General features: G+C 70.2%; 21 protein-coding genes and 2 pseudogenes. 13 read left to right on the top strand and 10 right to left on the bottom strand.

Going from position 1 to position 20,877, the window contains the following annotated elements; translation table 11 throughout:
- Nucleotides 1–86 precede the first annotated feature (86 nt).
- Nucleotides 87–650, bottom strand: coding sequence for a CGNR zinc finger domain-containing protein (locus OG407_RS19180; protein ID WP_405859585.1), 564 nt, complete (start codon nucleotides 648–650; stop codon nucleotides 87–89).
- Nucleotides 651–760: 110 nt separating this feature from the next.
- On the opposite strand from OG407_RS19180, the gene OG407_RS19175 reads away from it, so the two are divergent.
- From OG407_RS19175 to OG407_RS19150, 6 genes and pseudogenes are all read left to right on the top strand, one after another.
- The gene (locus tag OG407_RS19175) at nucleotides 761–1,213 is read left to right on the top strand and encodes a VOC family protein (protein ID WP_405859583.1); all 453 of its coding nucleotides are present in this window, start codon (nucleotides 761–763) and stop codon (nucleotides 1,211–1,213) included.
- Between the two features lie 19 nt (nucleotides 1,214–1,232).
- Nucleotides 1,233–2,123: a pyridoxamine 5'-phosphate oxidase family protein gene (locus OG407_RS19170; protein ID WP_405859581.1), complete on the top strand. Its 891-nt coding sequence runs from the start codon at nucleotides 1,233–1,235 to the stop codon at nucleotides 2,121–2,123.
- A 104-nt stretch (nucleotides 2,124–2,227) separates the two neighbouring features.
- On the top strand, nucleotides 2,228–2,686 hold the full coding sequence (locus OG407_RS19165; protein WP_405859579.1) for an NUDIX hydrolase: 459 nt from the start codon (nucleotides 2,228–2,230) through the stop codon (nucleotides 2,684–2,686).
- A gap of 252 nt (nucleotides 2,687–2,938) precedes the next feature.
- Nucleotides 2,939–4,717, top strand: coding sequence for a TIGR03767 family metallophosphoesterase (locus OG407_RS19160; RefSeq protein WP_405859577.1), 1,779 nt, complete (start codon nucleotides 2,939–2,941; stop codon nucleotides 4,715–4,717).
- A gap of 146 nt (nucleotides 4,718–4,863) precedes the next feature.
- On the top strand, nucleotides 4,864–5,982 hold the full coding sequence (locus tag OG407_RS19155) for a serine hydrolase domain-containing protein (protein WP_405868493.1): 1,119 nt from the start codon (nucleotides 4,864–4,866) through the stop codon (nucleotides 5,980–5,982).
- Nucleotides 5,983–6,072: 90 nt separating this feature from the next.
- A pseudogene (locus tag OG407_RS19150) lies at nucleotides 6,073–6,438 on the top strand (aldo/keto reductase); the annotation flags it as partial.
- Nucleotides 6,439–6,476: 38 nt separating this feature from the next.
- Here the strand turns inward: OG407_RS19150 and OG407_RS19145 are convergent.
- Together OG407_RS19145 and OG407_RS19140 are read right to left on the bottom strand one after the other, a co-directional pair.
- The gene (locus OG407_RS19145) at nucleotides 6,477–6,668 is read right to left on the bottom strand and encodes a hypothetical protein (RefSeq protein ID WP_405859575.1); all 192 of its coding nucleotides are present in this window, start codon (nucleotides 6,666–6,668) and stop codon (nucleotides 6,477–6,479) included.
- 284 nt (nucleotides 6,669–6,952) lie between these two features.
- Complete coding sequence (locus OG407_RS19140; protein ID WP_405868491.1) at nucleotides 6,953–7,099, bottom strand: DUF397 domain-containing protein; 147 nt, start codon at nucleotides 7,097–7,099, stop codon at nucleotides 6,953–6,955.
- A 64-nt stretch (nucleotides 7,100–7,163) separates the two neighbouring features.
- Here OG407_RS19140 and OG407_RS19135 point away from each other — a divergent pair.
- Nucleotides 7,164–7,409, top strand: a pseudogene (locus OG407_RS19135) (helix-turn-helix transcriptional regulator); the annotation flags it as partial.
- Here the strand turns inward: OG407_RS19135 and OG407_RS19130 are convergent.
- Nucleotides 7,398–7,685 carry a DUF397 domain-containing protein gene (locus tag OG407_RS19130; protein WP_405859573.1) on the bottom strand — a complete coding sequence of 96 codons (288 nt, stop codon included), beginning with the start codon at nucleotides 7,683–7,685 and terminating at the stop codon, nucleotides 7,398–7,400. The pseudogene OG407_RS19135 and the gene OG407_RS19130 sit on opposite strands and share 12 nt — an antisense overlap.
- A 4-nt stretch (nucleotides 7,686–7,689) precedes the next feature.
- Nucleotides 7,690–8,571 carry a helix-turn-helix domain-containing protein gene (locus tag OG407_RS19125; protein WP_405859571.1) on the bottom strand — a complete coding sequence of 294 codons (882 nt, stop codon included), beginning with the start codon at nucleotides 8,569–8,571 and terminating at the stop codon, nucleotides 7,690–7,692.
- 203 nt (nucleotides 8,572–8,774) lie between these two features.
- Between OG407_RS19125 and OG407_RS19120 the strand changes: the two genes are divergently transcribed.
- Both OG407_RS19120 and OG407_RS19115 read left to right on the top strand, forming a co-directional pair.
- Nucleotides 8,775–9,191, top strand: coding sequence for an ATP-binding protein (locus OG407_RS19120; protein ID WP_405859569.1), 417 nt, complete (start codon nucleotides 8,775–8,777; stop codon nucleotides 9,189–9,191).
- 154 nt (nucleotides 9,192–9,345) lie between these two features.
- Nucleotides 9,346–10,563, top strand: coding sequence for a glycosyltransferase (locus tag OG407_RS19115; RefSeq protein WP_405868489.1), 1,218 nt, complete (start codon nucleotides 9,346–9,348; stop codon nucleotides 10,561–10,563).
- Between the two features lie 72 nt (nucleotides 10,564–10,635).
- Here the strand turns inward: OG407_RS19115 and OG407_RS19110 are convergent, their stop codons facing one another.
- Together OG407_RS19110 and pepN are read right to left on the bottom strand one after the other, a co-directional pair.
- Entirely contained in the window at nucleotides 10,636–11,673 is a 1,038-nt protein-coding gene (locus tag OG407_RS19110; RefSeq protein WP_405859567.1) for a hypothetical protein, read from the bottom strand.
- Between the two features lie 252 nt (nucleotides 11,674–11,925).
- Nucleotides 11,926–14,538 carry an aminopeptidase N gene (gene pepN / locus OG407_RS19105; protein ID WP_405859565.1) on the bottom strand — a complete coding sequence of 871 codons (2,613 nt, stop codon included), beginning with the start codon at nucleotides 14,536–14,538 and terminating at the stop codon, nucleotides 11,926–11,928.
- Between the two features lie 150 nt (nucleotides 14,539–14,688).
- Here pepN and OG407_RS19100 point away from each other — a divergent pair, with 150 nt between their 5' ends.
- The gene (locus tag OG407_RS19100) at nucleotides 14,689–15,342 is read left to right on the top strand and encodes a disulfide bond formation protein DsbA (protein ID WP_405859563.1); all 654 of its coding nucleotides are present in this window, start codon (nucleotides 14,689–14,691) and stop codon (nucleotides 15,340–15,342) included.
- Nucleotides 15,343–15,354: 12 nt separating this feature from the next.
- On the opposite strand, the gene OG407_RS19095 is transcribed toward OG407_RS19100, so the two are convergent.
- The 3 genes from OG407_RS19095 to OG407_RS19085 all read right to left on the bottom strand — a co-directional run bounded on the left by OG407_RS19095 (nucleotide 15,355) and on the right by OG407_RS19085 (nucleotide 18,168).
- Nucleotides 15,355–15,549: a hypothetical protein gene (locus tag OG407_RS19095; RefSeq protein WP_405859561.1), complete on the bottom strand. Its 195-nt coding sequence runs from the start codon at nucleotides 15,547–15,549 to the stop codon at nucleotides 15,355–15,357.
- 107 nt (nucleotides 15,550–15,656) lie between these two features.
- Complete coding sequence (locus tag OG407_RS19090) at nucleotides 15,657–17,078, bottom strand: FGGY family carbohydrate kinase (protein ID WP_405859559.1); 1,422 nt, start codon at nucleotides 17,076–17,078, stop codon at nucleotides 15,657–15,659.
- 49 nt (nucleotides 17,079–17,127) lie between these two features.
- On the bottom strand, nucleotides 17,128–18,168 hold the full coding sequence (locus OG407_RS19085; protein WP_405859557.1) for a 2-hydroxyacid dehydrogenase: 1,041 nt from the start codon (nucleotides 18,166–18,168) through the stop codon (nucleotides 17,128–17,130).
- Between the two features lie 71 nt (nucleotides 18,169–18,239).
- Here OG407_RS19085 and OG407_RS19080 point away from each other — a divergent pair, with 71 nt between their 5' ends.
- Genes OG407_RS19080 through OG407_RS19070 form a run of 3 tightly spaced genes read left to right on the top strand, consistent with a single transcriptional unit; the run spans nucleotide 18,240 to nucleotide 20,771 of the window.
- A complete protein-coding gene (locus OG407_RS19080; RefSeq protein WP_405859555.1) occupies nucleotides 18,240–19,700 on the top strand; it encodes an FGGY-family carbohydrate kinase in 1,461 nt (486 codons plus the stop codon).
- Nucleotides 19,697–20,302, top strand: coding sequence for a histidine phosphatase family protein (locus tag OG407_RS19075; protein ID WP_405859553.1), 606 nt, complete (start codon nucleotides 19,697–19,699; stop codon nucleotides 20,300–20,302). Before OG407_RS19080 ends, OG407_RS19075 begins: the two co-directional genes overlap by 4 nt.
- A 25-nt stretch (nucleotides 20,303–20,327) precedes the next feature.
- A complete protein-coding gene (locus OG407_RS19070) occupies nucleotides 20,328–20,771 on the top strand; it encodes a hypothetical protein (RefSeq protein ID WP_405859551.1) in 444 nt (147 codons plus the stop codon).
- Nucleotides 20,772–20,877: the final 106 nt, after the last annotated feature.

The raw sequence follows: 20,877 nt of genomic DNA, 5'->3' as shown, positions 1-20,877 counted from the left end.
GTGCCGGACGAGGGCACAGCTTTACCCAAGGGACGGTTGTTTGGGAAGTGTTGACCGAAACGCTATGAACGTATGGGGAAAACCCCCTATTCGCTCGGGGGGCTCGAACGTGCGTAGTGGCGGGACGCCTTCGCGCGGTTGCCGCAGGCCGCCATCGAGCACCAGCGGCGGGTGCCGTTCCGCGATGTGTCGAAGAAGCGCAGGACGCACGCCTCGTGGGCGCAGCGGCGGATGCGGTCCGGGGCGGTGGAGAGCAGCTCCAGATAACTGCGGGCGGCCAGCCAGCCGGGCCCCCACCTGGGGTCCTGGAACTCGGGCACCTCGCCGGGCCCGTCGGCGGTGAGGGTGGCGCGGATGCGTCCCATGCCGAGCACGGCGTCGAGGTCGTCCGTGCGGCCGTCGTCGAGGGCCGTCTTCAGTGCGCCGCGCGTGATGTTGACGTGCGTCAGGGTGATCGTGTCGGCCGCGAACCGCTCGTCGAGCCCGTTCGACCGGAGCCACACGGCGAGCCCGCCCGGGACCGCGAGCAGATCCTGCAGGACTCCGTCCCGCATCCACCACGTGTTGAGCAGGTCGAGCGCGAGCGGCTCGCCGATGAGCGGCCGGGGGTCCTCGACGAGGGGCGTCGGCTTCGACTGGGGCTTCGGCATATCGGGTGCCTCTCTTCTGATCTAACCGGTCAAGAGTACGTGACCGGTTGACGCCCCTAACTCTAACCATTAACGTCACTCACAACGGTTAGATTTTGGGAGGGCTTCGCATGACCCTGAACCTCGGCCACATCGGCCTGAACGTCACCGACCTCGACCGCTCGCTCACCTTCTACCGCGACGTCCTCGGCTTCGCGGTCCTCGCCGAGGGTAAGGAGGACGACCGCCGGTACGCGTTCCTGGGCGACGGCGAAGGCGACGGCCGCCCCGTCCTCACCCTCTGGCAGCAGGCGCAGGGGCCGTACGACAGCGACCGCGCCGGTCTGCACCACCTGGCGTTCGCGGCCGACTCGATCGAGCGCGTCCGGCGGTACGAGGAGGCGCTCAAGGCCCACGGCGCCGAGTTCGCGTACGAGGGCGTGGTCGCCCACGGCGAGGGTGCGGCCTCGGGCGGCATCTTCTTCCACGACCCGGACGGCACCCGCCTGGAGATCTCGGTGCCGACCGGCGCGGAGGACGCCCCGGCCCCGAGCGCAGACGCCCCGACCTGCGGCTTCTTCTAGCAATGGAGGCCTAGAGGCCATGGAGACCTATCACGCGGGCTCCCGCACCGTGCAGGACCGGGCGGGGGTACGCGAACTAGCCGACCACGTCGGCAGGATCATCGGCCAGGGCATCAAACCCGTGGCCGCCGCCTTCCTCGAACTCCAGCCCCTCCTGATCCTGGGCGCGGCGGACCCGACAACGGGCAAGGTGTGGGCCTCCCCGCTCACCGGCACCCCCGGCTTCGTCCGTGCGACGGGCCCCCACCAGATCTCGATCACCGGCGGACCGCGCACGGCCGACCCCCTCACCCCGGCACTCGCCGAGGCACGGGACCTGCCGGTCGGCACGATCGCCCTCGACCCCCGCACCCGCCGCCGTATGCGAGTCGACGGTCAACTCCGTTCCACCGCAAGGGGGTTCGCGATCGAGGCGGAGCGGGTGTTCTCCAACTGCCCCAAGTACATCCAGCGCAGGGAGTCCTACGAGACGGTCGTCGGCCGCGAGCCCGCGGCCGCCCGGCGCGGCGGCGAACTCACCCCCGCCCAGGCCGAGTTCATCGCGGCGGCCGACACCTTCTTCCTGGCCACCGTCCACGAGCATGGCGCCGACGCCAGCCACCGGGGCGGCAACCCGGGCTTCGTGCAGGCGATTTCAGCCCACGAGCTGACCTGGCCGGACTACTCGGGCAACGCCATGTTCCTGAGCCTGGGCAACCTGCTCGCCGACCCCCGCGCGGGCCTCCTCTTCCTGGACTGGAACACGGGCACCACCCTCCAACTCACCGGCGAGGCCAGGCCGGAGTTCGGGCAGGACGGCGAACGCAGGGTGCGTTTCGCCGTCACCGAGGCAGTCGAGAGCGCCGCCGCACTCCCACTCCGCTGGTCCGCCCCCGAATACTCCCCTGCCAACCCAACCCCGGCGCGTTAAGCGCCCCTTCAGGGGCGCGGGGAACTGCGCGACCAGCCACGACGGCGCGGCAGCCGACCAACGACACATTGCGGCACTTCCCACAGAGCACTTAACGTCTCCGGATGCGCCAAAAGCTGAGGGTCGCCGCCTACGCCGTCTGCGTCAGGGAAGGTCAGCTCCTCCTGGCCCGTTCACCGGCCGCGGGCGGAGGCCACGAATGGGTACTCCCCGGCGGCGGCATGGACCACGGCGAGCACCCGAACGACACGGTCGTACGGGAACTGGAGGAGGAGACCGGCTACCAAGTCGAGGTCACCGGTCTCCTCGGCATGGACTCGATCCACCATGTCATCCCGTGGCGCCACCGCCGCAAGGTGGACCAGCACGGCCTCCGGCTCGTCTACGAGGCCAGGATCGTCGGCGGCGAGCTGCGCAACGAGATCGGCGGGTCGACCGACATGGCGGCCTGGCATCCGCTGGACGACGTCCCCGGCCTGCCCCGGGTCGGGCTGATCGACGCGGCGCTGCGGCTGTGGCGGGAGCGGCCGGCAGTCGGACGGGTGGAACGGGTCCCGGAATAGCTTCAGTACCCCGGCAGATGAACACGGAGTAGCCGCTTCCAGGCGGCTCGACGAGCGTTCACGAACGCACAGGGGGCGCCAAGATCCACGTACGGTGATCGGCGCTACGCGTTGCCGTCTCGTTTACGCGCAGGTCATCCCCGATGCCAAGCATCCAGTACGAGCGGGAAGTTCGCGACCGCGATCGAAAACCGATCGCCGCGAACACCCGCGACCACTGCCGACGCAGTTCGTACTCGGGGAGATCGCGCCATGTCGCGCACACGCTCTGTCGCCAGCTCCGCGCTGGGGGTCAACCGCCGTACCGTCCTCGCCGCCACCGCGGCCGTGTCCGTCTCCGCGGGCGTCGGCTACGCCCTACGGCCCACCGACAGCCAGGCCGCCACAGCCACCGCCGACGCGGCGGACGCCGCCGCCGAGGCACCCGTCGCGCACTCCCGCGTGGCACCCGCCGCACCCCTCGCCCCGTACACCAAGGGCACCACCCTCGCCACGGTCGCCGCCCCGCGCACCAGCTCCGGCTACCGCCGGCTCGGCGACGGCGCCGGCTGGAAGCGCGTCGTGCGCGGCGACCTAGCCAACGCCAAGTCCGGGCGCGCGGGCCGCCGTACGGCACTCGCGTCGTTCGTGCAGTTCACCGACCTGCACCTGATGGACACCCAGCACCCGCTGCGCCTGGAGTACCTGCGCTCGACCGACAAGCACGCCTGGCGCCCGCACGAGGCGCTGACCGTGCAGGGCGGGATCTCGCTGGTCGAGCGGGTCAACGCGCTGCGCGGCGCCCCGGTGACCGGCTCCCCGCTGCACTTCGTGATGACCACCGGCGACAACACGGACAACAACGCCAAGTCCGAGCTGGAATGGTTCATGAAGATCATGAGCGGCGGCCGGTTCACCCCCAACACCGGTGACCCGCGCCACTACGAGGGCGTCCAGAACAGCGGCCTCAAGCTGTACTGGCAGCCCGACTCCACCGTGCGCGACGGCGACAAGCAGGTCGGTTTCCCGCACCTCCAGGGCTTCCTGGCCGCCGCGATCCGCGAGGTCCGCAGCCCCGGCCTCAACCTGCCCTGGTACTCGACGGTCGGCAACCACGACGCGCTCCCGCTCGGCTGCTTCGGCTCGCACGCGGACCCGTACCTCACCGAACTCGCCATCGGCGGCAAGAAGTTGATGACCGCGACGGCGGCCGAGGCGAAGAAGCTGCAGAACTCGATCCGGGACGCCAAGGACCCCAAGGGCACGGGTTACGGCGACTTCCTCAAGGCGCACGCCCGCTCCGCGCGCTCGATCACGCCGGACGAGAACCGCGCCCCGTACACCTCCGCCGAGTACCTCAAGGCCCACCTCGACCCGGCCTACCAGGGCCTCGGCCCGGTCGGCCACGGCTACTCCTCGGCGAACGTCGACGCGGGCACCCAGTACTACGCGTTCCGCATCGCCGACGACGTGATCGGCATCAGCCTCGACACCACGGACGCGGGCGGCCACTACGAAGGGTCCATCGGGGCAACGCAGTTGAGGTGGCTGGACAAGACACTCCGTGACAACAAGGACTCGTACGCGGTGATCTTCAGCCACCACACCAGCCAGACGATGGACAACACCCGCCCCGACCCGGCGCACCCCACCGAGCGCCGTTACGAGGGCTCGGCCGTCATCGCCCTCCTCGGCAGCCACCCCAACGTGCTGGCCTGGGTCAACGGCCACATCCACCGCAACGTCATCACCCCGCACTCGGCGCCCGACGGCCGCAGCTTCTGGGAGATCTCCACCGCCTCGCACGTCGACTATCCCCAACTCGCCCGCGTCATCGAGCTGGTGGACAACAAGGACGGCACGCTGTCCCTCTTCACCACGCTGATCGAGTCCGCGGCCCCGCACCGCACCGACTTCTCCGACCTCACCCAGACCGGCCTCGCGGCCCTGTACCGCGAACTGTCGTACAACGCACCGGGTTCCAGCACGGTGCTGGGCGGCGCAGCGAAGGACCGCAACACGGAGCTGCTCCTCAAGAAGGGCGGATCCTGAAGAAGACGGATCCTGAAGAAGGGCTGAAACTCACTCAACTGGCGTAGACCCGGGCAACCTTCGCACCGGATGACCGAGTCCCTCCCCTCGACCGAGCCGAACCGGGCTCAACAGAGGGGGAAGACATGGCAGTTCGCGCGGTAGTGATGGGTGCGACGGCGGTGGCGCTGTCGGTGGCGCTGGCGGGTCCCGCGACGGCGGCGCCCGCCGGACGGGACCACACGGCGACGCGGGAGGCTCTCCGGGCGGCCGTGGAGGACGGCGTCCCCGGCGTCACGGCCACCGTGCGGGACGGCGGCACCACCTGGTCGACGACGGCCGGCGTGGGCAACCTCCGTACAGGCAAGCCGCGTTCGGCCGAGGACCGTTACCGGGTGGGCAGCATCACCAAGACGTTCGTGTCGACGGTGCTGCTCCAACTGGAGGCGGAGGGACGCCTGTCGCTGGACGACACGGTGGCGACATGGCTGCCGGGCGTGGTCGAGGGCAACGGCAACGACGGCGGCAAGGTCACCGTCCGCCAGCTCATGAACCACACCAGCGGCATCTTCAACTACACGGCGGACGACGACTTCGGCACCGCGTACTTCACCAAGGACGGCTTCTTCCAGCACCGTTACGACACGAAGACCCCGGCCGACCTGGTGGCGATCGCCATGTCCCACAAGCCGGACTTCGCGCCGGGCACGTCGTGGAACTACTCCAACACGAACTACGTCCTGGCCGGGATGGTGATCCAGAAGGTCACGGGCCACTCGTACGAGACGGAGATCCGCCGCCGCATCATCAACCCCCTTCACCTGAAGGCGACTTCACTCCCGGGCACGCGGGTCACGCTCCCGCGGCCCAGCAGCCACGCCTACAGCAAGCTGGCGGACGCGACGACGGGCCCGACGTACGACGTCACGCGTTTGAACCCGACCATCGCCTCCTCGGCGGGCTCGATGATCTCCGACTCGGCCGACCTGGACCGCTTCTACGGCGCGCTGCTGGGCGGAAAGCTCCTCCCGGCGAAGCAACTGAAGGAGATGAAGACGACGGTGGCGACGGGCGACGACAGCGACGGCACGCGCTACGGCCTGGGCCTCGCCGACATCACCCTGCCCTGCGGTGTCCACGTCTGGGGCCACGACGGCGGCATCCACGGTTCGTCCTCGGCGGCGGTGACGACGGCGGACGGCCGCCATTCCCTGGCGTTCAACTTCAACGGGGACTGGTCGGGGGACGCGGGGGCGGTGGTGGTGGGGGAGTTCTGCGGTAAGTGAGGTCTTCTTGCGTAAGCGGAACAGCGTTCCGTATAGCGTTCCGGAACGCCGCTCCGCTTGTTCGGCGCCATCGGCAATCCCGATCACGACCGCGCGGGCAAGGTGAGGGCGGTCGGCACGTCGTCCTTGCCCGCCTCGGGCATCGTCGAGACGCAGTGGGTGGCGGAGCGGCGAGGTCTGGTCCGCTTCCGCACGGAACAGCCGACGTACTCGATCCTCAACCGGGGCATCGAGCGCGAGGTGCTGCCGGTCTGCGAGCGCTACGGCATGGGCGCCCTGGTCTACAGCCCCCTCGCCGGCGCGGAAACCGTCCTGTCCGACGAACTCCTCGACGCGATCGACGAGTTGACACCGCCCGGCACGGACGTCGGAACCCTCGACATGGCGTACGCCCCGCCGGTCATCCAGCGGTACGGGCCGCGCAGGCGTACGGCTGAGGAGCGCCCGGCGGCCTGACCAACGGGAACAGGACCGGTGTCGAGGTCGAGAGCCGTCTATGCGTCCAGTTCGATACCGCGAGGAGGCTTTCGGTCCTTGTAGCGGTTGACGAGCAACAGGACGGAGCACGCGACGGCGCAGGCCAGCCCCGCGTACAGCAGGGGCGAGGCCCAGAACCACACCGCTTCGGTGCTGTGGCCGCTGGTCCAGTGGCGGCTGACGGACGGCGGGAAGCTGTCCACGCTCACCGATGTCAGGCTGTAGTCCCGCCCGGCGTCCATGTCCCGCCGTCGCCGGCCCTGTCCGCACACACGTCGAGCGGGCTCGTGAAGGCGAGCCCGCAGACGGTTCCGGCCCCGTAGGCGGCGATCGTGAACAGGGGCACTATGTGCGGGGCGGACTTTCGTCAGTCGAGTGAGCCGGTCTCGCGGGCGGGTGCGGGAGGCGGTCGGCGCTCCGGAAGGGTGGGGCGCGGAAGTGTGACAGTTGGCGCGGAAGTGTCACATTTCTGTGGGGTGGGTGTGGCTGTCGGTCAGTCGCGTGATCCCGACGCACGGACCGCTATGCCGGTGGGGGTGAGGTGGGCGGTTTCTGCGCAGTTCGAGCCCGCGTCGCTATACGAGGACTTTAACCATCCCTGGGCCGGGGCGAGTTCGGAGGCGGTTGGGCGCGTCGGCATCGGCCTACTGCTCTCGTCGGGGTCCACTGTGGGTGGTGTCGTCCGGCTGTGGCTACTCTACGAGCGGATCGAACTCGGTCTGTCGCAGGCCGAATTGGCTCGCGGGGTGGGGATGACCCAGCCGCAGATTTCGAATATCGAGGGCGGCGACTCCGTACCCGCCTTGCCCCTGCTCACCCGGCTGGCCAAGGCGTTGGACGCTTCGCTGACCATTGATCTGGACGGTGATAGGTCGGCGTTCGTCTTCACCGCGCACGGCCGGGGCGAGCCGGGGGACGCGGAACAGGGCGGACGTTCGTCAGTCGCGTGAGTCCGTCTCGCGGAACTGGGTGACGAAGGGGGTCCATGCCGTCGCGGGGAGGAGCAGTGCGGGGCCGGTGGGGTTCTTGGAGTCGCGGACCGCTATGCCGGTGGGGGTGAGGCGGGCGGCTTCGATGCAGTTCTGGCCCGCGTCGCTGTAGGAGGACTTGAACCAGGCCTGTTCCGGGGCGAGTTCGACGCAGTTGTTTCCGGTGCCGTCGCTGTAGGAGGACCTGAGCCAGGCGTGCTCGGGGGCGATATCGGATGCGGTGCGGCGCGGATTCATGGGCCTACAGCTCTCGGTCTAGGCGGTGCAGGAACTCCGGAGTGTCCTCGGGTGGCAGTGCTGATGCTGCCATGGCGTTGAAACGGCGCGCGAACCGGTCGACTTCACGTGGCTTGTCCGAGGTGGATACGGAACCCCAGGCGCTGTCGGCCTGGACACGTGGTGGCAGCTGGTTGCCGAAGTCGAGGATCGCGAAGTCGTTGATCGAGCGGTAGCTGGGGCGGAACGGCAGCACCTGCACAGTGATGTGGTCCCATCCCGACAATTCCTCGATGCGCGCGAACTGTTCCCGCATTACGTCGATACCCCCGATCGGATACCGCAGGGCGGCCTCCCCCAGGATGACGTGCAGTTTGACGGGACTCTCCCGCGTCAGGATCTTCTGGCGCAGCATGCGCAACTCCACGCTGCTGCGGATGAACTCTGTCGTGTACTCCTCGATCGGCTTCTGCACCTCATGGACGGCACGTGCGTAACGCTCGGTTTGGAGCAGGCCGTAGACCAGGGTCGGGTGGTACGCCTTCATGGAGTGAGCCTCCGGCTCAAGCCCCACGAATCCCGGCATCCCCGCTGGCATCAACCCCCGGTATTGCGTCAGCCAATCCTGCTGATTTGAATCCCGGTTGAGGCCGATCAGCGACTCGACGACCTCCTCGTCGGTGACCCCGTACTTGTTCAGCAGCTTGCGCAGGTCGCCCACGTTGCGGAAGTTCAGGGACCCCGACTCGATCCGCTGCAATGAGGCCTCCGAGATTCGAAGTCCCATGACCGCCTGCTTGCGGGTGAAGCCCCCACCTCGGTCGCCCAAGCCGCAGTTCTCTCGCAACTGGCGGAGTTGCAAGCCGAGTTCCAGGCGTTGGGCAGTGCGCCCGCGCTTCGCCGCCATGTGCATCTCTCTCCGGCCGTGTACGTACGGCTGATCGCCGTGCGCAGAGTGTGACATCCGGTGCGGGGGTCGCGCAGGCGGTTGTGCAGAACTCGGCATAGTCCAATTTACAGCCGCCTGATTAATCAGCCGCGTTTCGATTGAAGTCGAACGGCCCCTCCCGTCACCGTGGTTGAACAACCCCACGCACGAAAGGGACCCTCATGCCCCCCACCCTCCTCACCCCCGACTGGTCCATGAGCTACCCCATGACCCCCCGCAGCGTCCGCCTCGCCCGCACCCACACCCGCCGCCGCCTCACCCTCTGGAACTGGCCCGGTGACATCGACGACGCCGTCCTCGTCACCTCCGAGCTCGTCGCCAACGCCGTACGACACGGCAAGATCCCCGGGCACGAGGTCTGGCTGCGAGTCGCCGTAGACGAAGAGAACGCCGGTCTGACGATCGACGTGTCGGACCCGACCCCGGCGTTCCCCGTGGTCAGGCAGGCCCCCGGAGCAGAGAACGGGCGCGGGCTTCTCGTCGTCTCCGCCCTCTCCGAATCCCTCGATTGGTTTCCGCGGGGAGACATCGGCAAGACAGTTCGCGTCCAGCTCGCCGTAGGCCCCCGTACCAATTGACCCCCGGATAACCAACCGGACCCAGACACGAGACGCCCAGTTCATTCGGACGAAATGTCCGTGCCGCCTCATAACGGCTAACCCGCTGTTCACGGGGATGGCTCGATTCATATGCAAGGCGGGTGGTCGTGTGCGCGCTAGACACGAGCTGCACGTGCTGTCGGTCTACGAGGGGTTCTTCTCCGGAGGAGCCCGCATCGTCCACAGCGACGTCGTACTGGGACTGGTGGAGGGCGGCCAGCACCATACGGTGCTCAGCATCCACGGAGAAGTACACCGAGAAGCAACCCGGCAGGCCATGGAGAACGACGCCTGCTACCAGCAGCTGACCGCGGCCGGCGTCGGCGTCTCCACCCTCGGCCGCAGCTTCGGCGGTGACCGGGACCCGGACGGGACCGTCACCGGCGGATTCACCGGACCCGAGCTGGCCGACGCGGCCCGCGCCCTCGCGGACGCCGACGTCGTCCTGTCCCTCAAGGAGCAGCCGCTCTCCCTGCTCAACCAGGCGGGCCTGCCCCGCCGCCCCGTCGTCGTGTGCCTGCACCGTTCGGACCCCGAACACCAGGGCGCCGCCCTCGACGAACTGAAGGCCGCCATCGCCGACGGCAAGGTCGTCGCCGCCGTCTGCTGCGCGGAATCCACCCGCGACGCCTACCAGGCCGCCGGCATCCCGCCCGAGGTCCTCCACGTCATCCCCAACGGCGTCGACCTGTTCCGCTTCCGTCCCGACCCCGCCCGGCGGCTCGCCCTCCGCGCCTCCCTCGGGATTCCGGATGCCGCCCCCGTCGTCGTCTTCGCCGCCCGCTACGCCACCATGAAGAACATCCCGCTCTTCCTCCGCGCCGCCCACGAGTGGCTACGGCGCGAACCCGCCGGCCACGTCCTCATGTGCGGCACGGGCATGACCGCCGACAACCAGCCCGCCCTCTCCGCCGACATCGACGACGCCTTCGGGGAGGACCGGGAGCGACTCGCCGACCGGCTCCATCTCCTCGGCGTACGGCGGGACATGGAGACCGTCTACGCCGGGTCGGACGTCGTCGCGCTGACGTCGTCCTTCGGCGAGGCCGCGCCCCTCTGCCTCATCGAGGGCATGATGTGCGGGGCCGTACCCGTCTCCACCGACGTCGGCGACAGCGCGTCCATCGTCGCCGGGCACGGCATCATCACGCCCCCCGACCCGGACGCCGTCGCGTCGGCCTGGACCGAGGCGGTCGTAGGCCGCACGGAGTTCGCCAAGGCCCACGCCCGCAGCCGCGAACGCTTCAGCCGTACGCGCATGATCGCCTCCTACGCCGCCCTCATCGACGGCCTCCACGCGGGCCACACGACGACGAGCACCGCCCCGCCGCCGTTGCCCGAGCCCCTGTAAGCACGTGCGAGGAGGGGCCACCGACCCCCGGTGGCCCCTCCTCTCCCCTCCTGATCCCGCCCCGGTCCGTCACTACCGGGGCAGCACCACGACATACGCGGCCGGATCGCGGTCCGCCGACGCCATGAGCGCCGTACGGACCACCGCCGCCTGTTGCTCCATCGCGTCCCGGAGCTTCTTCGGGGTGATGTGGACGACCGTGATGCCCAGCCGCTCCAGGTGCTCGCGCTTGCGGGCGTACTCCGACCAGAGCGCGTCCTCGTCCTGACGCGGGGCGCGGGTGTCGAGTTCTACGGCGACCGCCTGTTCCGGCCAGTACGCGTCCAGGCCGCCCAGGTGCGGGCCGCCGGGCAGGCGCAGGTCGACGTTCCACACCGGGTCCGGGAGGCCGTGCTCGCTCACCATCCGGTAGAGGCGGTCCTCGGCGATTGCCCTGCCCTCCGCCAGGAGGGAGTCCACGGCGTCCACCACGTGCGGGCGGCTCAGCAGCTTGGCGTTGTTCAACTCCCGTACCACCGCGGCCGGTTCGCAGTGGCCGCCGCGTACCGCCTCGGTGAGCAGCCCGCGTACCGCGTTCGCGTCCGACAGTTCGGCCACCGCGTCCGCGAGGGCCCGCGGCACCGGCGCGACCGGTACGCCCTTCACCTGCTGCGGGGTGGGGAGCGCCGCCGTGCGGACGATGCGGGCGCAGCCGGTCGAGCGGAGCCGGCGCATCCGGGGGACCAGGACGTCGATCTGCTGGAGGGAGGCCGGCTCCGGGGCCGACGTGAAGCCGTGCAGGGTCAGCGCCGCCAGGCCCGTGAGCATCGTCTCCGTGTACGTCGGGCGGTGCGGGCCCTCCGCGCCGGGCTGGACCGGGACCCCCGCCGTCCGTTCCCGCGCCGCGTACATCAGCACCGCGTGCAGCCGCTCCTCGCCGGTGGGCGGGCCGGAGTGCAACAGGACGACGCCGGGGAGGAGTTGCTGCCACGGCCCGTCGGGACGGCACTGCTCGTTCACCTCGGCGGCCGGGACGCCGTGCGCCCGGAGCTGAACCGTCGTCAGCACACGGCGGTGCACCTCGGTGAGGTGGCTGAGGGGGCGGGGGGAGAGCGGGGTGTTGTGGTTCATGCAACGGGGTTTCCCGCGCCGGATCCGGTCCCTAACCGCTGTTACACGTCCGTCGACAAATCCGGACAACGCGGTACTAAAGGACAGGCGTTCGGATGCCGAGTAGGCGCCGAAAACCCCTGGTCCGGATGGGGTGGACCAGGGGTTACGGGGTGGATTACCTGTATTCAGTAACGGTGACGGAGAGGCCAATCACAGGCCAACGATCAGCCCCTCAGCCCCTCAGCCCCTCAGCCCTCAACCCTCGGCCCCTCAGCCCTCAGCGCCCCGCCCCTCGTTGTCCGCCCCCTGTGCCCGCAACGCCCGCGCCAGATCGTCCCGCGACTCCAGCACCAGCCGCCGCAGCGCCGGCGCCGCCCCCTCGTGGGACGTCAGCCACGCGTCCGTCGCGTCCAGCGTCGCCTGCGCGTCCTCGGCCGCCGGGTACGCCGGGAACAGCCCCCGCACCACATCCACGCCGATCTGGATCGACCGCTCCGACCACACCCGCTCGATCGCCGCGAAGTACTTCTCCGTGTACGGCGCGAGCAACTCCCGCTGCGAGGGCTGCGCGAACCCCGCGATGGTCGCCTCGACGAGCGCGTTGGACAGCGCGTCCGACTCCACGACCTGCGCCCACGCCTGCGCCTTGACGGCGGCCGAGGGGCGGGCGGCGAGACAGCGGACCTGGTGGCGCTTGCCGGACGCGGTGTCGTCCCGGGCCAGTTCGGCGGCCACGACGGCCTCGTCGGCGGCGCCGTGCGCGGTCAGCGGCTCCAGGAACGCCCAGCGCAGCTCCTGGTCGACAACCAGGCCCTCGATCTTCTCCGTACCGTCCAACAGGGCGTGCAGCAGGGCGAGTTCCTCCGGCGCCGACGCCACCGACGCGTAGAAGCGCGCCCACGCCAGCTGCTGCTCGCTGCCCGGCTCGGCGTCCCGCAGATCCCGCAGCGCGATGTGCGCCAGGAGCTTCGCGCCGGTCTCGCGCCACCACGGCGGCGAGTAGTTCACCAGCGCCGAGTTCGCCCACGCGTGCAGCATCTGCAGGACACCGATGTCGGTCTCCCGGCGCCCGAACTGCATCACCAGGTCGATGAAGTCGGGCGCGAGCAGCAGCGCGTCCCGCGTCATGTTCCACAGCGCCGACCAGCACAGCGCCCGCGCCATCGGGTCGGTGAGCGAGCCGAGCTGCTCACGCAGGGTCGCCAACGACACGGCGTCGAAGCGGGTCTTGGCGTACGTGAGGTCCTCGTCGTTGACGAGCACCAGCTCCGGCGCGTCCGCACCGGCCAGCTCCACCACGACCGTCCGCGCGCCGTCGACGTCCACCTCGGCCCGCTCGTACCGCACGAGACGGCCGTCCTCCATCCGGTAGAGGCCGATCACCACCCGGTGCGGGCGCAGTTCGGGGTGCGACTCCGCCGCCTCCTGGAGCACGGTCAGCTCGGCGATACGGCCGCCCTCCACGTCCAACACCACTTGCGGAGTGAGGGAGTTGACCCCGGCCGTCTGGAGCCACGACCGCGACCAGGACGCCATGTCCCGCCCGCTCGTCTCCTCCAGCACCGACAGCAGGTCACCGAGGCGCGTGTTGCCGTACGCGTTCCGCTTGAAGTAGCGCCGCGCGCCTTCGAGGAACGCGTCCTGGCCGACGTACGCCACCAACTGCTTCAGTACGGAAGCCCCCTTGGCGTACGTGATGCCGTCGAAGTTGAGCTTCGCGTCCTGGAGGTCGCGGATGTCGGCGGTGATCGGGTGCGTGGAGGGGAGCTGGTCCGCGCGGTACGCCCACGCCTTGCGGCGGTTGGCGAAGCTGATCCAGGCGTCGGTGAAGCGGGTCGCGCCGACGTTCGCGAACACGCCCATGAAGTCGGCGAACGACTCCTTCAGCCACAGGTCGTCCCACCACTCCATGGTGACGAGGTCGCCGAACCACATGTGCGCCATCTCGTGCAGGATCGTGTTCGCCCGCCCCGAGTACGACGCCTGCGTCACCTTCCCCCGGAAGATGTACTCCTCGCGGAAGGTGACGAGCCCCGGGTTCTCCATCGCGCCGAGGTTGTACTCCGGCACGAACGCCTGGTCGTACTTCCCGAACGGGTACGGGTAGTCGAAGTGCTCGTGGAAGAAGTCCAGGCCCTGCTTGGTGATCAGGAAGACGTCGTCGGCGTCGAAGTACGGCGCCAGGCCCTTGCGGCACATCGCGCCGAGCGGGATCTCCAGCGTCGTACCGTCGTCGAAGGTGCGCGAGTAGGAGTCCGTCACGTAGTGGTACGGGCCCGCCGCGAACGCCGTGATGTACGTCGAGATCGGCTTCGTCTCCGCGAACTTCCATACGCCGTCGGCCAGTTCGCCGACGCCGTTGCTCCACACCGTCCAGCCCTCGGGGGCCCGCGCCTCGGCGCGGAAGGGTGCCTTGAGGTCCGGCTGCTCGAAGTTGGCGAAGACCCGGCGCGAGTCGGCCGGCTCGTACTGGGTGTAGAGGTAGACCTCGCCGTCCTCGGGGTCGACGAAGCGGTGCATGCCCTCGCCGGTACGGGAGTACGCGCACTGCGCGTCGACGATCAGCTCGTTCTCGGCGGCCAGGTCCTCCAGCTGGATGCGCGTGCCGTCGAAGACCGCGCCCGGGTCGAGGTCCTTGCCGTTGAGCGACAGGGCGGTCACGGCCGGCGCGATCAGGTCCGCGAAGCTCGCCGCGCCCGGCTCGGCGCAGCGGAACCGGATCGTGGTCACCGACCGGAAGGTCCGCGGCCCCTCCGCGGTGCCCTCGCCCCCGGCGGAGTCGCCCACCGCCGAACGCAGGTCGAGGGACACGTCGTACCCGTCGACGGACAGCAGGGCGGCCCGCTCACGGGCCTCGTCGCGGGTCAGATTCTCACCGGGCACGGAGGCACTCCCTCGGATGGTGTTCGATCAACGGTGTTCGCTATGCGGTCAGGGCCGATCCTGCCATGTGCCCCTGACGGTAGGTACCCGGGAATGAGGTGGGGAGGGGCGGTGTTGCCGTGGGGAAACGGCTGTATTCCGAGGAGCGTCATGTCTGAGACCGCCAAGACCCCCGTGGACTTCTGGTTCGACCCCCTGTGCCCCTGGGCCTGGATGACCTCCCGCTGGGTGCTGGAAGTGGAGAAGGTCCGCGACATCGAGGTCCACTGGCACATCATGAGCCTGGCGGTGCTCAACGAGCCCCGGCTGGACGAGCTGCCCGAGGAGTACCGCGAGCTGCTCGCGACCAAGGCGTGGAAGCCGATCCGCGTGGTCACCGCCGTCTGGCAGAAGCACGGCTCGGACGCCCTCGGCCCGTTCTACACCGCGCTCGGCACCCGCATCCACAACAACGGCGAGGGTCCGACCGTCGAGGCGATCGCCGGTGCGCTCGCGGACGTCGGCCTGCCCGCCGACCTGATCGACTACGCGGACCAGGAGGACTTCGAGTTCGACGCCGAGCTGCGCGCCTCCCACAAGGAGGGCATCGACAAGGTCGGCCAGGACGTCGGCACCCCCGTCATCGCCGTCCCCGGCCCCGACGGCGAGCAGATCGCCTTCTTCGGCCCGGTCGTCACCCCCGCCCCCAAGGGCGAGGAAGCGGCCCGCCTCTGGGACGGCACCGTCGCGGTCGCCTCGGTCCCCGGTTTCTACGAGCTGAAGCGCACTCGCACCAAGGGCCCGGACTTCAGCAACCTGGTGTAACCACGGCGGCGCTCACTCCGGGGCGGCGGCCTTCTCCTCACGGAACTTCTCGGGGAGATCGCCGCCGCGTCGCGTGCTGAACCACGGCTGGTACCACACACAGCCCTTGACGTCGCAGCGCCACAGATCGTGCACGAAGTGCCGGGGCCCCTTCTCCTCACGGACGGCGGCCTTCTCGGCGGCGACCATCTTCCGGAAGTCGTGCATCCCACGACAGTTCGGGCACCATTTTCGGCGTACCGCCATGAACTCCTCCTCGCCACGCACGGCCAGGCCGGTAGTACACCGCGAATCGCGGGCGCCCGCCCCCGAAATCACCGGCTCCGGTGCCGCGCGGCCGCCAGCCGCGCCAGATGGTCCTCGAACCCCTTGGCGTAGAACGCGGCCCGCCCGGCGTCCGGCTCCACGATCTCGGTCGGCCGCGTCCACACCCCCGCGTCCAGCGGAACCCCGTACCGCTCGGCCGCCGCGAGCACCGCGCCCCGCGCGCCCACCTCCCCCTCCACGACCCGCAACGGCCGCCCCAGCACATCCGCGAGCAGTCGCATCCAGGCCGGGCTGCGCGTACCCCCGCCGCACACGGCCAGCGATCCCGTCAGCCCCGCCGCCTCCAGACAGTGCCGGGCCGCGTAACCGATGCCCTCGCAGGTCGCCCGGATCAGGTCGGCGGGCGTCGACTCCAGGGAGACACCGGTGAGTTCGGCGCGGAGACGGGGCTCGACGAAGGGCGCGCGCTCACCGGACGGCGCGAAGTACGGCAGCACCCGCACCCCGTTCGCGCCCGGCGGGGTCGCCGCGAGCAGCCCGTCCACCTCCTCGTGGCGGACGCCGGTCGTCGACAGCACCCAGTCCAGCGCCGCCGTACCGACCATCGCCGGCATGGCCCGCAACCAGTGCCCCGGCCGGTCGAGGGAGATGTACAGCCCGGCCGGTTCACCGCTCAGATCAAGCTCCGTGGTCGCGACCAGACTGGCGAGACACGTCCCCACGATGAGCAGCCCGTCACCCGGTTCCGTCACCCCCGCACCGAGCGCGCAGGCGGGCAGGTCGTACGGCCCGTTCGCGATCCGGGTCCCCGCCGGCAGCCCCTCGCCCCGCGTCTCGGCCGTGGCGACCGGGTCGGCGACCGGCGCCAGCAGCCGCCGTCGACGGGTCAGCCCGAGAAGCTCGACGACACCGTTGTCGTACGACCGCGTCCGGGGATCGAGGAACGGCATCGACGCGTCCGACACATCGGTGGTCGCCCGCGCCCCCGTCAGCCGCTGGAACACCATGTCCTTGCAGTACAGGGCGGTGGCGGCAGCGTCCAGCGACGCGGGCTCGTGCGCCGCGAGCCACGCCAGCAACGGCCCCGGACACCCGGGGAACATCGCGCTCCCGGTCCGCCGGAACACCGTCTCGAAGGTCCCGTCCGCCAGCCACTGATCGAGCAGTTCATGCGCCCGCCCGTCCATCCAGGACGCCGCCGCCCGCACCGGCCGCCCCTCCGCGTCCACCAGCCACACCCCGTCGCCCTGCCCGGTCAGCCCGGCGAGCTCGAACGGTCCGTCCACCTCCGCCGAGATTTCGTCCAGTACGGCGACGACCGCGCCGTAGACCTCGTCCATGTCCTGCTCGACGAACCCGCCGCGCATCGACAGGCCCACCGGCCGGGCCGCTACGGCGAGTTGGTGCCCGGAGCCGTCGAAGGCGGCGGCCTTCACCGTGGATGTGCCGACATCGATTCCGACGTACATAACGCCTCCTCGGAGTTGGTGACGATCCTCAGGCGGTTCGTGACGATCCTCAGGTCAGGCTGTGCGCGAGCGGCTCCCGACGCGCCCACCGTCCCACCTCCGCCGCCGCGATCCGCGCCGCCTTCTCGGCCACGGCCCGGGACGCACCCCCGAGATGCGGGGTGAGGGTGACCCGGTCGGCGAAGCCGAACAGCCGAGCCCCGGCGGGCAACGGTTCCCGCGCGTAGGTGTCCAGTGCGGCAGCCGACACCTGCCCGCTCTCCAACGCGTCGCACAACGCCTCCTCGTCCAGCAACGGACCCCGCGCCACGTTCACCACCACCGCACCGGGCCGCAGCAGCGCCAGCTCACGGGCGCCGATCAGACCCCGTGTCTCGGGGGTCAACCGGGCGTGCAGCGTGATGACTTGGGACCGGCGCAGCAGCTCGTCCAGCTCGCCGACGCGCAGCCCGTGGATCTCGCCGTGCACATACGGGTCGTACACCATCACGCGCGCCCCGAAGGCACAGAGCACCCGCGCCACCCGGCTGCCCACGGCCCCGTACCCGACGAGCCCGACCGGCAGATCCTCCAGCTCCAACCCGCTGTGCTCGTAGGTGTAGTAGGCGGCCCCGGCCTCCCAACTCCCCTGCCCCGCAAGGAGTTCATGAGCCTGCGGGATACGGCGGAGCGCGGCCAGCATCATCCCGACGGTGAACTCGGCGGTCGCGGCGGCGTTACGGCCGGGCGCGAAGCACACCCGTACGTCGTGGGTCTTCGCCGCGTCCAGGTTGACGTTGACGGGACCGCCCCGGCACACGACGACCAGCCGCAGATCCGGACAGGCCGCGAGCACGCGCTCGGTGACCGGACCCATCTGGGTGACGAGCACCTGGCCGTCGCTGCTCCGCAGGGCGTCGATCACCTCCTCCTCGGCATCGCTGGCTTCCTCCACCTCGGCCACGGCCCCGAAGGGCTCCAGGGGCCAGCCGAGCGTCAACTCGCTTACGGTGAAGGGGTGTTCGCGCAGTTCCTCGGCGACGGCCGCCGTGATCAGTGAAGGCAGTACGAAATGGTCACCGGCGGCGACGACACGCAGGGTCTCGGTCATCGTGGGGCTCCCTCCCTCTCCGCCACGATGAACGGGGAATGCCGAATGCGTAACCCCTGAGGGAGGTCCGGATGATGTTCGAGGGCGAAGCGGAAGCGTGGCTGGGGATCGACCTGGGCACGCAGAGCGTCCGCGCACTGCTGGTCACGGCCGACGGCACGGTCCTCGGCGCGGGCACGGCCCCGCTGACCAATCACCGGGACGGCGTACGGCACGGGCAGGATCCGGGGGAGTGGTGGGAGGCGGTGTGCACGGCGTCCCGCTCGGCGATGTCCTTGCTGAGGGGGCGAAGGTCGATCGGCGGGCTCGCGGTGTGCGGCACCTCCGGGACGGTCCTGCTGACAGACGCCCAAGGCCGCCCGCTCACACGGGGGTTGATGTACGACGACGGGCGCGCGGTGGAGGAGGCGGCGCGGGTCGGCATGCAGACGAGCTGGGCGCTGCCGAAGGCGTTGTGGCTACTGGATGCATACGGGTGGAGGGAGGGGAGGGGGCAGGCGGCCCGGGTGACGCACCAACCCGACGTGATCACCGCGCAGTTGACGGGAGAGGTGATCCCGACCGACTCCAGCCACGCCCTCAAGACGGGCTACGACGCGGAGCGCGAGGCCTGGCCGCCCCAACTGGCCTGCTTGGGCGAGGTGTTGCCGGAGGTCGTCCGCCCCGGCACCCGGCTGGGCGAGGTCTGCCGGACCGCCGCCGAAGCGACCGGCATCCCCGCCGGTACCCCGGTCATCGCCGGGATGACGGACGGCTGCGCGGCCCAGATCGCGTCGGGGGCGTTGCGCTCCGGCGCCTGGAACTCGGTACTGGGCACCACCCTGGTCCTCAAGGGAGCATCCGCGAACCCCGTCCGGGACGACGCCGGGGTGGTCTACAACCACCGTGCCCCGGACGGCAGTTGGCTACCGGGAGGGGCGTCGAGTGTGGGCGCGGGGGCGCTGCCGCTGGGGCCGGACCCGTCGGAGATGGACATCCGGGCGGCCGAGTACGAACCGTCGGGCGCCCTGACGTATCCCCTGGCCTCACCCGGAGAACGCTTCCCGTTCCTGGCCCCGGAGGCCACCGCCTTCACACTCGGCACCCCGGCATCCGAGGCGGACCGATGGGCGGCGGCACTGCAGGGCGTGGCGTTCACCGAGCGCCTGTGCCTCGACTACCTGCACCACCTCGGCGCCCCGATAGACGGCCCCCTCACCTTCACGGGCGGCGCGGCCCGCAGCGCGTACTGGAACCAGCTCCGAGTTGACATCCTCGGCCGCCCGGCCCGGGTACCGGAACAGATCGAACCGGCGCTGGGGATGGCGGTGTTGGCGGCGTACGGAACGGGGACGGGCGGCATTGCTCTGCCGGATGTGGCCGACCGGATGGTCCGCGTCCGCACGGTCCTCGAACCCCGCGCGTCCCACACGGCCCGCTTCACCGAGCCGTACGCTCGCCTGGTGGACGAACTGGAGACCCGGGGCTGGCTGCCGACCCCGCTCGCGACCCACACCCGCACCCGCCTGAACCAGGACACGATCGACTCATGAGCACCACACTCCTCCTCGCCCGCCACGGCCAGACCACCTGGCACGCCGAGAACCGCTACGCCGGCATCAGCGACGTCGCCCTGACGGACACGGGGGTCGCGCAGGCGGAAGCCCTGGGCCGCTGGGCCGCGGCCCACCCGGTGGACGCGATCTGGACGTCCCCGCTCTCCCGAGCGGTCCTCACGGCAACCCCCGCCGCCCGCGCCCTGAACCTCACCCCCCACACCGAACCCGCCCTGCGCGAATGCGACTTCGGCGTGCTGGAGGGCCGTACGCTCGCGGAGTTCGCGGCGGAGAACCCCGGGGCGGCGGAGGCCTTCCGGTCGGACCCGGTGGCGAATCCCTTCCCGGAGGCCGAAGCCCCCGCGGCCGCCGCGGCGCGCGGAACGGCCGCCCTGCACCGCATCGCAGCCGCGCACTCCGACCAACGCGTCCTGATCGTGGCCCACAACACCCTGCTCCGACTGGTGCTGTGCCGGTTGCTGGGGATTCCGCTCGGCGAGTACCGGCGGGTGTTTCCGCAGTTGCGCAATGCGGCGGTGTCCGAGATTCGGATGGCGCCGGGTGGGGCCGCGTTCCTCTCACTTAACGTTCCTGTGTAATCGACGGCCGAAAAGGGTGGGGACGATGGGGCAGGAGAAGCGGGCGGCACGGCGTGCCGCGGGGACGCTGACGACGGTGGATGTGCTGCTGCGCTGGGCGTGGATCCGACGGCGTACGTCCGCGCAGGACATCGAGGACTTCGAGAACGGGCAGGTGCTGCTTGTCGCGGGATTCACGAAGAGCATCGGCGGGGCAGCCATGTCCTCGGTCGGCAAGGGCAAGCAGATCGCGCGCCTCAGATCGGGACAACTGCGCCTGGCCGTGGGGGAGGAACCGGTCTGGACAGACCGGCGGGGAGACCGGACCGCGAGCCTGAGACCGCCCTTCTCCCTCAAGCCCACCGGTGTGAAGCTGCCGCTGGGCCCGAAGTTCGAGCGCTACGAACTCGTCACCGCCGACGGCACGTTCGACCTGGCGCTCACCAAGAAGGACCGGGACCTGGTGAGGCACGCCTTCGAGGCGAAGTGAGGTGAGGAAGACCCCCGCGAGTCACGTCCTCGCGGGGGTCTTCCCTTCATCCGCCCGCCCGCGTGAAAGGTGAGAAGACGATCACGAGGCAGGACGCTTCATGGGG

Source organism: Streptomyces sp. NBC_01515, from assembly GCF_045040345.1.
GTDB lineage: Bacteria > Actinomycetota > Actinomycetes > Streptomycetales > Streptomycetaceae > Streptomyces.
The sequence above is the reverse complement of the archived record's forward strand: the minus strand, read 5'-3'. Positions and strand labels throughout refer to the sequence as shown.